Source organism: Streptomyces sp. CoH27 (assembly GCF_020181035.1).
Classification (GTDB): Bacteria; Actinomycetota; Actinomycetes; order Streptomycetales; family Streptomycetaceae; genus Streptomyces; species Streptomyces camelliae.
Genome location: NZ_JAIQYY010000011.1, coordinates 243762 through 253871 on the forward strand (window position 1 = coordinate 243762; position 10110 = coordinate 253871).

12 protein-coding genes are annotated in these 10110 nt (G+C 72.5%); 4 read left to right on the forward strand and 8 right to left on the reverse strand.

Annotated elements, in window-relative coordinates; all coding sequences use genetic code 11:
* Nucleotides 1-358, forward strand: a 358-nt coding sequence (locus LE548_RS20460; protein WP_308030312.1) for an RNA ligase family protein, incomplete at its 5' end; no start/stop codon positions are given.
* 134 nt (nucleotides 359-492) lie between these two features.
* On the opposite strand, the gene soxR is transcribed toward LE548_RS20460, so the two are convergent.
* Entirely contained in the window at nucleotides 493-951 is a 459-nt protein-coding gene (soxR, locus tag LE548_RS20465) for a redox-sensitive transcriptional activator SoxR (protein WP_225098343.1), read from the reverse strand.
* 106 nt (nucleotides 952-1057) lie between these two features.
* Between soxR and LE548_RS20470 the strand changes: the two genes are divergently transcribed.
* The gene (locus LE548_RS20470; RefSeq protein ID WP_225098344.1) at nucleotides 1058-1519 is read left to right on the forward strand and encodes a MaoC family dehydratase; all 462 of its coding nucleotides are present in this window, start codon (nucleotides 1058-1060) and stop codon (nucleotides 1517-1519) included.
* An 18-nt stretch (nucleotides 1520-1537) separates the two neighbouring features.
* Here LE548_RS20470 and LE548_RS20475 read toward each other — a convergent pair whose 3' ends face one another.
* From LE548_RS20475 to LE548_RS20485, 3 genes are all read right to left on the reverse strand, one after another.
* The gene (locus LE548_RS20475; protein WP_225098345.1) at nucleotides 1538-2161 is read right to left on the reverse strand and encodes a TetR/AcrR family transcriptional regulator; all 624 of its coding nucleotides are present in this window, start codon (nucleotides 2159-2161) and stop codon (nucleotides 1538-1540) included.
* A 90-nt stretch (nucleotides 2162-2251) separates the two neighbouring features.
* Entirely contained in the window at nucleotides 2252-2539 is a 288-nt protein-coding gene (locus LE548_RS20480) for a YiaA/YiaB family inner membrane protein (RefSeq protein WP_225098346.1), read from the reverse strand.
* Nucleotides 2540-2610: 71 nt separating this feature from the next.
* A complete protein-coding gene (locus tag LE548_RS20485) occupies nucleotides 2611-3762 on the reverse strand; it encodes an acyl-CoA dehydrogenase family protein (protein ID WP_225098444.1) in 1152 nt (383 codons plus the stop codon).
* Nucleotides 3763-3851: 89 nt separating this feature from the next.
* On the opposite strand from LE548_RS20485, the gene LE548_RS20490 reads away from it, so the two are divergent.
* Together LE548_RS20490 and LE548_RS20495 are read left to right on the forward strand one after the other, a co-directional pair.
* Entirely contained in the window at nucleotides 3852-4499 is a 648-nt protein-coding gene (locus LE548_RS20490) for a TetR/AcrR family transcriptional regulator (protein ID WP_225098347.1), read from the forward strand.
* Nucleotides 4500-4540: 41 nt separating this feature from the next.
* On the forward strand, nucleotides 4541-5254 hold the full coding sequence (locus LE548_RS20495) for a helix-turn-helix transcriptional regulator (RefSeq protein WP_225098348.1): 714 nt from the start codon (nucleotides 4541-4543) through the stop codon (nucleotides 5252-5254).
* A 95-nt stretch (nucleotides 5255-5349) separates the two neighbouring features.
* Here LE548_RS20495 and LE548_RS20500 read toward each other — a convergent pair whose 3' ends face one another.
* The 4 genes from LE548_RS20500 to LE548_RS20515 all read right to left on the reverse strand — a co-directional run.
* Complete coding sequence (locus LE548_RS20500) at nucleotides 5350-6432, reverse strand: Zn-dependent alcohol dehydrogenase (RefSeq protein WP_225098349.1); 1083 nt, start codon at nucleotides 6430-6432, stop codon at nucleotides 5350-5352.
* A gap of 15 nt (nucleotides 6433-6447) precedes the next feature.
* On the reverse strand, nucleotides 6448-7836 hold the full coding sequence (locus tag LE548_RS20505; protein WP_225098350.1) for an aldehyde dehydrogenase family protein: 1389 nt from the start codon (nucleotides 7834-7836) through the stop codon (nucleotides 6448-6450).
* A gap of 113 nt (nucleotides 7837-7949) precedes the next feature.
* A complete protein-coding gene (locus LE548_RS20510) occupies nucleotides 7950-9314 on the reverse strand; it encodes an ABC transporter ATP-binding protein (RefSeq protein WP_225098351.1) in 1365 nt (454 codons plus the stop codon).
* A 216-nt stretch (nucleotides 9315-9530) separates the two neighbouring features.
* Nucleotides 9531-10110: class F sortase (locus LE548_RS20515; RefSeq protein ID WP_225098352.1), on the reverse strand; the 580-nt coding region annotated here is incomplete at its 5' end.

Here is a 10110-nt window from a genome sequence, read left to right on the forward strand (position 1 = left end):
GGCGGGGGTGCAGGATCTGACCTACGGCGCGGACGGCCGGCGGGACACGCTCGGGTACGCGGCGTTCGACGTGTCGGCCGAGATCGACGGCACAGTGCGCTGGCTGGACGCGGCCGAGCTGCTGGAGGGGGAGCTGCCGGTGGTGCCCCGGCTGTACGCGGGGCCGTACGACATCGAGCGGGTCCGGGAGTTCGCAAGTGGCCGGGAAACCGTGTCCGGGCGGGGGCTGCATCTGCGCGAGGGCGTGGTGATACGGCCTGCGGTGGAGCGGTACAGCGCGGTGACGGGGGGTCGGTGCATCGCCAAGGCGGTGAGCCCGGCGTATCTGACGAGGAAGGGCGGCACCGAGTACGAGTAGGTCAGCAGTGGTGCAGTTCCCTCAGGGGCGCGGGGCTGCATCCCTATGCGGCTCCGCCGCGTGGGCGGGACCAGCCACAACTGCGCCGCACCCGGCGACGCACCGGACCATCGACGGTCGAAGCCGCGCAGCGGTCATCGCCCTTCCACGAACAGCCGCGACCCCACCCGCCGTTCCCCGAACCTGTCGTCCGGGTTGGACAGCACGCACGAGTCCAGGGACAGGCACCCGCACCCGATGCAGTCGGTCAGGTGATCGCGCAGCCGGTTCAGCTGCTTGATGCGTTCGTCCAGCTCCGAGCGCCACTTCTCCGACAGCCGCGCCCAGTCCGCACGGGTCGGCGTCCGTTCCTCGGGCAGCTCGGCCAGGGCGTCGCGGATCGTGGCCAGCGGTATGCCCACCCGCTGGGCCGCACGGACGAAGGCGACCCGGCGCAGGGTGTCACGGCTGTAGCGGCGCTGGTTGCCGGCGGTGCGGCGGCTGCTGATCAGGCCCTTGGCCTCGTAGAAGTGGAGGGCGGAGACCGCGGCGCCGCTGCGCGCGGACAGCTGGCCGACGGTGAGCTCGTGGATCTTCTCCGGAATCTGGGGCACTCCTCAGAGACTACCCACCCGATCCCCGGCGGCCCGTCGTTGACAGGTGCCGCGCACCCGACCATGCTAAGCAGTTGCTTAGACAAGCGAGCGAGAGGCCGGGAACATGGCAGAACCGAGGACCTTCACCTCCCCCGACGAGCTGAAGGCGGCCGTGGGCGAGCAGCTGGGGTACACCGACTGGCTGGAGGTCGACCAGAAGCGGATCGACCTGTTCGCCGACGCCACGGGCGACCACCAGTGGATCCACGTGGACCCGGAGAAGGCCGCCGCCGGACCGTTCGGGACCACCATCGCCCACGGCTATCTGACCCTGTCGCTGCTGCCGCTCTTCGGCCCGCAGCTGATCCAGGTCGAGGGTGTGAAGATGGGCGTGAACTACGGCACGAACAAGGTCCGCTTCCCGGCCCCCGTCCCCGTCGGCTCCCGGCTGCGCGCCACCGCGAAGATCACCGGGGTCGAGGACGTCACCGGCGGCGTACAGGTGACGGTCGCCTTCAGCGTGGAGCGCGAGGGCGGCGACAAGCCGGTGTGCGTCGCGGAGTCGGTGTCCCGGTACTACCTGTGACCTGACCGGACAGGCGCCCTACTTCGCGCCCACCATCCGGAGCACGAGGTCGGCGTAGAGCGCGCCGACCTCCTCGGGGGTGAACGGACCGTCCACGGTGAACCAGCGGGCCACGTCGATGCACAGCGACAGCACGGCGAGCGTGGTGCCCTTGACGTCCAGCACCTCGAACTCGCCCGCGGCCACACCGTCCTCGATGATCCCGCGCACCTCGGCGTCGACCTGGCGACGCAGCGCGACGATCTCGGCGCGGGCCTCGGGGCCGAGGGCGTCGAGTTCGTACTGCACGACCCGCGCGGTGGTGCGCCGCCCGGCGTGCCAGCGGACGAAGGAGCTGACCGCGTCGGCCAGCCGCTCGGCCGCACTGCCCTCACGCCGGGCCGCCGTGCGCAGGATGTCGAGGGCCTTGTCGTGGCCGATGCGGCTGATCCGGTGGAGCAGCTCTTCCTTGGTCTTGTAGTGGATGTAGAGCGCGGCCGGGCTCATGCCGGCGCGGCCGGCGATGTCGCGGGTCGTCGTCGCGTGGTAGCCGCGCTCGGCGAAGGCCTCCACGGCGGCGACGAGCAGCCGCCGGGCCGCGTCAGGGGTGACCTCTTCCCACGGCTCCATCTCGCCGCCGGTCGTCTCCTCCGCCGTACTCATCGCTTGCTCGCCCCTCTCGGTACAGGAGCACCACCATACCGCCGAAGGTGAGCGAGCGCTTAGCGTGCCTGCTCAGATCTTTGCGCCCGCTCAGATCTTCTCGAAGGGGTCGTGCTCGGCGAGGAGCTTCTCCAGGCGGGCCTGGTCGACCCGGCTGACGATCTGCCCGGCCTCCTGCCGGTCCCGGATCACCTTGGCCAGGGTGAAGGCGGAGGTGACGAGGTACAGGACCGCGATCGCGAGGAAGGCCCGGACCCAGGCGTTGGTGTCGAGCTGGTAGATGCCGATGGCCGTGGCCGCCATGGCGATGGCGAACGAGGCGACGGACTGGCCGTAGAACGCGGCCGTGCTCTGCTGCTTGACCGGTGTGTCACTCATGGGGAAGAGCATCGGCGGACAGGGCCCGCGCCACATCCGCACACATACTCAGATCGGCTACTCAGAACCTCTCAGAACGCCGAAACCCCGGTCAGGGAACGGCCGATGAGCAGCTTCTGGATCTGACTGGTGCCCTCGTAGAGCGTCATCACGCGGGCGTCGCGCAGGAGTTTGCCGGCCGGGTACTCGTCGATGTAGCCGTAGCCGCCGAAGACCTGCAGGGCGTTGCTGGCGGCGCGGACGGCGGCCTCGGAGGCGAACAGCTTGGCCTTGGAGGACTCGACGGCGAACGGCTGCCCCCGGTCGATCAGGTCGGCGACCCGCCAGGTCAGCAGCCGGGCCGCGTCCACATCGACGGCGATGTCGCTGATCAGCTCCTGCACCAGCTGGTGGTGGGCGATGGACTTGCCGAACTGCTCGCGCTCACCGGCGTAACCGACGGCCGCGTCCAGCGCGGCCTGCGCGATGCCGACACACCCGGCCGCCACCGACATCCGCCCCTTGGCCAGCGCCGACATGGCCACGGAGAAGCCCTTGCCCTCCTCCCCCAGCAGCGCGGAGGCGGGCACGCGGACGTCCTGAAGGACCAGCTCGGCGGTGGCCTGGCCGCGCAGGCCGAGCTTGCCGTGGATGGTGCGGCGGGTCAGGCCGGGCGTGTCGGTCGGCACGAGGAAGGCGCTGACGCCCTTGTGGCCGGGGGCGTCGGTGGAGCGGGCGAAGAGCAGCACGACGTCCGCCCAGGTCCCGTTCGTGATGAACATCTTCGCGCCGTTGATGACGTAGTCGTCGCCGTCGCGTACGGCGCGGGTGGTGAGGTTGCCCGCGTCGGAGCCGGTGCCGGGCTCGGTGAGGCCGAAGCAGCCGATGTACTCCCCCGAGGTCAGTCCCGGCAGCCAGCGGCGCTTCTGCTCCTCGTCCCCCCAGGCGGCGATCGTCTTGGCGACGAGCCCGAGGGAGACGGAGACGATCCCGCGGACGGAGGAGTCGCCGCGGCCCAGCTCCTCGGTGACCAGGCAGTACGACAGATGGTCGCCGCCCGAGCCGCCGTACTCCTCGGCGACGGTCAGCCCGAGGAAGCCGACCTCGCCGAGCTTCTTCACGATCCCCCGGTCGACCTCCTCGGCCCGGTCCCACGCCACGACATGCGGGGCGATCTCGCGCGCCACGAAGTCCCGGGCGAGCTGCCGTACAGCCTCCTGCTCCTCGCTGAGCCCCAGGTTCACCATGAGATCACCCCACACAGACAGATCTTGAAAGCCGTACATTTAAATTAGCACTGCTAGTTTCCAGGCGCAGCCCTACTATGTGCGCCATGGCCCGACCGCGCAAGCCCCTCCTCAGCACCGACCGGATCGTCGAGACGGCCCGGGAACTCGTGGACCGGGAGGGCCTGGCGGCGGTCTCCACCCGCCGGCTCGCCGCCGAGCTGGGGGTGAGCGGGCCCTCGCTCTACAACCATTTCCGCACCAAGGACGAGATCCTGGAGGCGGTCGCGGACTCGGTGAGCGGGCTGGTGGACCTGGCGATGTTCGAGGACGGCCGCGACTGGCGCACCGCACTGCACGACTGGGCCGTCTCCTACCGGGCGGCCCTGCGCGACCACCCGAACATCGTCCCGGTGCTGGCCAGGGGGCCGGGCCGGCGGCCGGCCGCGCTGCGCCTGGCCGACGCGGTCTACGGCGCGATGGTCGACGCCGGCTGGCCGCCCGCCCAGGCCACCTCCATCGGCGCGCTGATGCGGTACTTCATCATGGGCTCCGCGCTCGGTTCGTTCGCCGGGGGCTTCGTGGACGACGCAAGCGCGTACGACCCCGCCGACTATCCCCACCTCGGCCAGGCCCACCTGCTCGCCGAGCAGCAGGAGAAGATCGACGAGCGGGCCTTCGAGACGGGGCTGACGGCGCTGCTGGACGGGCTGGCGCAGCAGTACGAGCAGGTGCGGCAGGGCGCGCAGCGGTAGTTCGGCGGGCGCCGAAGTGTCCGTGCCGCATGCTGGGAGGCATGACCGCCAAGGATCCGCAGGCCGCCGGGCTGGCCTCGCTCGCCTCGCTGATCGCCGACGAGACCCGGGCCACGTGTCTGCTGGCGCTGCTCGACGGGCGGGCCTGGACGGCCGGTGAGCTGGCCCGGCACGCCGGGGTCGCCGCGTCCACGCTCAGCGAGCATCTGGGCAAGCTGGTGGCCGGCGGCCTGCTCACCGAGGAACGGCAGGGGCGGCACCGGTACGTCAGGCTCGCCGACGCGCGAGTGGCACAGCTGGTCGAGGATCTCGCCGCGCAGGTTCCCCCGGCGGCGGCGCGGCGGACTCCGCACAGCCTGCGCGAGTCGAGCGCGGGCTCGGCCATGGCCCGGGGCCGTACCTGTTACGACCATCTCGCCGGGCGGCTGGGGATCGCCGTCACGGACGCGCTGACCCGCCGGGGACTGCTGCGGCAGGACACGGGGTTCGCGCTCACGGACGCGGGGTTGGAGTGGTTCGGGTCGGCGGGCATTCCTCTCGACCCCTCCACCCGGCGTCCGCTGGCCCGCGCGTGCCTGGACTGGACCGAACGGCGCCCGCATCTCGCGGGGGCGGCGGGGGCCGCGCTGTGCCGCCATGCGCTGGACGCGGGGTGGTGCGTGCGGATCGGGTCGGAGCGGGCCGTGCGGGTGACTCCGTCGGGGGAGCGGGAGCTGTCGGCCCTGTTGGGGATCGCTTCGGAGGCGTTGCGCTGAACCCGGCCACGGGGCGGGGTCCACCGCTCCGTGGCCGGGTACGGCCCGCGCCCCGTCGGGGCGTGTCCCCGTCGGGGCGTGTCCCCGTCGGGGCGTCAGAACACCACCAGTGCCCGGCCGCCCTTCCCCGCGAGCATGTTCTCGAAGGCGGCCGGGATGCCCTCCAGGGCGATGCGTTCGGTGACCAGGGCGGACAGGTCCAGGCGGCCTTCGCGTACGTGCTCGGCGAGGACCGGCAGGTCGCGGGCCGGGTCGGTGTTGCCGTAGACGCAGCCGGACAGGGTGCGGCCCCAGTGGAAGATCTCCAGGGCGTTGAAGGTGACCTCCTGGTCCTTGCCGCCGATGCCGACGACCGTCGTACGGCCGCCCCGGCGGGTGGAGTCCCAGGCGGCGCGGATGGAGACGGCCCGGCCGACGCACTCCACCGCGACGTCCACGCCCTGCTTGCCGGTGAGGGCGCGGATCTCGCGCGGGGTGGTGTCGGACGCGAGAACGTAGTCCGTGGCGCCTGCCGCCCGGGCCAGTTCCTCCTTCTCCGCCGATACGTCCACGGCGATGATCCTGGACGCGCCCGCGATCCTCGCCGACTGGAGGGTGGCCAGGCCGACCCCGCCCACCCCGAACACCGCGACGGTCTCGCCGGGCCGGACCTTCGCCGCATGGTGGACGGCGCCGTAGCCGGTGAGGACGGCGCAGCCGAGGAGAGCGGCATCGGTCAGGGGGACACCCTCCGGGAGCGGCAGGACGCAGGACGCCGGGACCACCGTCTCCTCGGCGAACGCGGCCACGTTCAGGCCGGGGTGCAGGTCGGTGCCGTCGGCGGTGCGGGCGTAGACGTCGGCGGCGCCGTTCAGGGCGTTGGCGCACAGCCAGACCTCGCCGAGCGCACAGGCGTGGCAACTGCCACAGGAGGGGGCCCAGTTGAGGACCACGGGGGCGCCCGGTGAGACGTGGGTGACACCCTCGCCCACCGACACGACCGTGCCCGCGCCCTCGTGGCCGAGAACGGCCGGGACGGGCACCCGCATGGTGCCGTTGGACAGGGACAGGTCGGAGTGGCAGACGCCGGCGGCGGCGAGGCGGACGCGGACCTGTCCGGGGCCCGGGTCGGGCAGGTCGATGGCGGTGATCTCCAACTGCGCGCCGACGGCGGGCAGGACGGCGGCTCGTACGGCCATGGGTCGCGTACTTCCTTAGAACTGGAGGGACTTGGTCTGGAGGTACTCGGCGAGTCCGTGCGGGCCGAGTTCCCGGCCGACTCCGGACTGCTTGTAACCGCCGAAGGGGGCGAGCGGGTTGAACCGGCCGCCGTTGATGTCCACCTGGCCGGTCTCCAGCCGGCGGGCGAAGGCGACCGCCTCGGCCTCGTCACCGGCCCACACGGCGCCCGCGAGGCCGTACACCGTGCCGTTGGCGATGCGCAGGGCGTCCTCCTCGTCGTCGTAGGGCAGGATCGTGAGGACCGGGCCGAAGATCTCCTCCTGCGCGACGGTCATCTCCGGGGTCACGTCCGCGAAGACGGTGGGACTGACGAAGTAGCCCTTCTCGCGCGGGGATTCGGGACCGCCGACGATCAGGCGGGCACCTTCGGCGACGCCCTTCTCGATGTAACCGCGCACCCGTGCCTGCTGCTTGGCGCTGACCAGCGGGCCGATCCGGTCGCCGTACTTGGCGGCGGCCGTGCGGGCCAGCTCGACGGCCTCGTCGTACCGGTCGCGGTGGACCAGCATGCGGGTCCAGGCGCTGCACGTCTGGCCGGAGTTGGACATCACGTTGGCCACGCCGACGTTCACCGCCTTGGCGAGGTCGGCGCTCGGCAGGATCACGTTGGCGGACTTGCCGCCGAGTTCGAGGGCCACCTTCTTCACGGCGGCCCCGGCCGTGGCGCCGATCTGCTTGCCGACGGCGGTGGAGCCGGTGAAGGAGACCAGGTCGACGCCCGGGTGCTCGGCGAGGGCCTGACCGGCGACCGGGCCGAGGCCGGTGACCAGGTTGAACACACCGGCCGGCACGCCCGCCTCATGGACGGCCTCGGCGAAGAGCTGGGCGGTGAGCGGGGTGTCCTCGGCAGGCTTGAGGACGACCGTGCAGCCGGCGGCGAGCGCCGGGGCGACCTTGGCGACGATCTGGTGCAGCGGGTAGTTCCAGGGGGTGATCGCGCCGACCACACCGACCGGCTCGTGCAGGACCGTGGAGTTGCCGATCCGCTCCTCGAAGGAGTGCTGCGCGGCCAGCTCGGCGTAGGACCCGGCGACCGCGATGGGCAGGCCGGCGTGCACCGCCTGCGCGAACTGCTCCGGCGCGCCCAGTTCGGCGGTGACCGTCTCGGCGATCTCGTCCTTGCGGGCCACGAGGGCGTCCCGCAGGGCGGCGAGGCGCGCGGCCCGCTCGGCCGGGGGCGTGGCGGCCCAGCCGGGCAGCGCGGCGCGGGCCGCCCGGACGGCGGTGTCGACGTCCAGCGCGCCACCGGCCGGGACGCGCCCGATGACCTGTTCGTCGGCCGGGTTCACGACCTCGATCGTGTCTGTGCTCTCGGCGGGGCGCCAGGCGCCGTCGATGTACAGGCCGTCATGTGCCTTCATGCTGTTTCCTCCCGGCGGATCCGCGTCGTCCGGCACACAAACTAGCGGCGTTAGTTTTGCTGCGCCACAGATTGCCGGCCGTCGCCGGACATCATCGCCGGGCGGGCCGGTGCTCACGCGTCCAGGTCGGGCAGCCGGTCGGGGGACGGGCAGATGCGGTCGCCGTCCTGGTCGAAGACGAAGACGCGGTCGAGGTCGACGAGCAGCGGGACCTGCATGCCGTGGTGCAGCCGGACGTGCGGTGTGGTGCGCACCACCAGGTCACCGGGAAGGCGCACACCGGACGTCGCGGTGTCGGACGCCGGGCTCCCCGGCGGGTCCTCCGGGACCTCCGGGTCCTCCAGGACGACGACCGGTCCGGCCCGCAGGGCCGCCCCCGCCCGCCCCCGCAGCCGGTCCAGCATGCCCGGCCCCTCCCGCCTGCGCCGGCGCGGGGGCCGGGCGGCCGGGCGCGGGGCCTCCAGTTCGGGTACGACGGCGGGCCGCGAACCGGTGTTGAAGTGGACGAGGATCTCGTGCCCCTGGAACTCGACATGCTCGACCAGCCCGGTGATCAGCGCCTCCCCCGGCCGGGCCGAGTCCCGGTCGGCGATGCGGACCACCTCCGAGCGCAGCCCGACGATGACCTCGCGGCCCTGCTGCACCCGCAGCAGCCGGTGGTCCAGGGAGAGCGGTTCGGGCAGCCGCAGGGCCTGCTTGCCCAGGCCGATGGTCATGGCGCCGTCCAGCGGGGCGCGGACCACGCCCTGGAGCAGATTGATGCGCGGGACGCCGATGAAGGCGGCGACGAAGACGTTGCGGGGCAGCGCGTAGACCTCGCGCGGGGTGCCGACCTGCTGGAGCACCCCGCCACGCAGCACGGCGACCCGGTCGCCGAGGGACATCGCCTCGGCCTGGTCATGGGTGACGTACACCGTGGTGACTCCCAACTCCCGGGTGAGCTGGGCTATCTCGGCGCGCAGCCGGTTACGGAGCTTGGCGTCCAGGTTGGACAGCGGCTCGTCCATCAGGAACGCCGAGGCGTGCCGGGCGATGGCCCGGCCCATGGCGATCCGCTGCCGCTCACCGCCGGAGAGCTGGCTCGGATAACGGTCGAGGAGGTCTTCCACGCCCAGCATGCGGGCGGTGGCGGTGACGCGCGGGCCGGGGTCGGCGCCGCGGTCCTCGATGCGCAGCGGGAAGCCGATGTTGTCGCGGCTGGTCATGCTCGGGTAGAGGGCGAAGTTCTGGAACACCATGGCGATGTCCCGGGCGGCGGGCTGCCAGTCGTTGGCGCGCTCCCCGTCGAGCAGCAGCTCGCCCTCGTCGATCTCCTCCAGACCGGCGATCATCCGCAGCACGGTGGACTTGCCGCAGCCGGAGGGGCCGAGCAGGACCAGGAACTCCCCCGGTGCGATGTCCAGCGAGAGCCCGTCGACCACACGCGTGCCGCGGGTGTAGGACTTGCTCACGTCGTGCAGTGAGATGGCGCGTGTCATGCCTGCCGCCCCCGGGGGCTGTCCGGAGCGCCGCTGCTCCGTGGTCCGAACGCCCCGCGGTCGTACGGGGCCTGTGGGTCACGGAAGTTAACGGAATGTGCCCGGCCGGGGGAAGACACCCGGGGACGGCGGGAACGGCGGGGCAGGTGGGGAGCGGAAGCGGACGCGCGGATTCAGCCGACGGCCGCCGCAGTGCCCACATCGCGGACGGGGAACTCAGGCTCTGCCCGGTTCGCGGACGGCGGTGAGGTGAGCGAAGACGACCACGTTGCCGGCGTAGCCGGTCCGCCGGTGATAGGCGCCGCCGCAGGTGATCAGCCGGAGTTCGGGACGGCCCCGGTCGCCGTAGACCTCGCGGTCGGGGAAGTGCGCCTTCTCGAAGGTGCGGACGGCGTCGACGCGGTACACGGCGGTACGGCCGTCCGCCCGCCGCACCTCGATCAGGCGCCCGGCGGTCAGCTGGGACAGCCCCGAGAAGACAGCGGGTCCGCTGTCCGTGTCCAGATGCCCGACGGCCACAGCGGTCCCCGCCCCACCCGGCGCGGGTCCGCCCTGGTACCAGCCCACCAGCTTGGGGTTGTCGTCGGGCGGCGCGGTCATCCGGTGGTCACGGTCCAGGTCCAGGCCCATCACGGGGGCGTGCACGCTCAGGTAGGGGATGGCGAGTGAGGTGGCGCGGGAGGGGGGCAGGGGGGCGGGGGCGACCGAGGAAGGGGAGGGTGCGGCCGGGGCGCGGCTCGCCTGCCCGGCGGGGGTGGCGGGCCCGGCGGGGGTGGCGGGCCCGGCGGGGGTGGCG